The sequence below is a fragment of the Robertmurraya sp. DFI.2.37 genome (assembly GCF_029211245.1).
Classification (GTDB): Bacteria; Bacillota; Bacilli; order Bacillales; family Cytobacillaceae; genus Robertmurraya; species Robertmurraya methanolica_A.
On record NZ_JARGEJ010000699.1, the window covers coordinates 1 to 295 of the forward strand.

Annotated in this window: 1 pseudogene; it reads left to right on the forward strand. The window is 39.3% G+C overall.

The features are described 5' to 3' along the window. Positions 1 to 232: pseudogene (locus PZE06_RS28275) on the forward strand (hypothetical protein); the annotation flags it as partial. Positions 233 to 295: the final 63 nt, after the last annotated feature.

Here is a 295-nt window from a genome sequence, read left to right on the forward strand (position 1 = left end):
GGAGGAACTATTGGAGCAAGAACACTGTACAGAATATTTGCGGTACTTATGTGCAGTTATTGGAGCACCATTGCTTGCTGTCGCAGCCTCACAATTTGCAAAACGCTACGCGGCACTTTTAGTAGTACCAGCTCTATATACAATGAGTATCTATGATAAGGCGCTCGATGTTTCATTGAAGCATGAGAGAGCTTCAGTACTAAAGGCGAAATTTGAATGGATTAAAACATAGGATGAAATCGCAAGTAAAAAAGAAAAAACGACTTACATTTAAAGGATTTAAATGGGAGTCGTC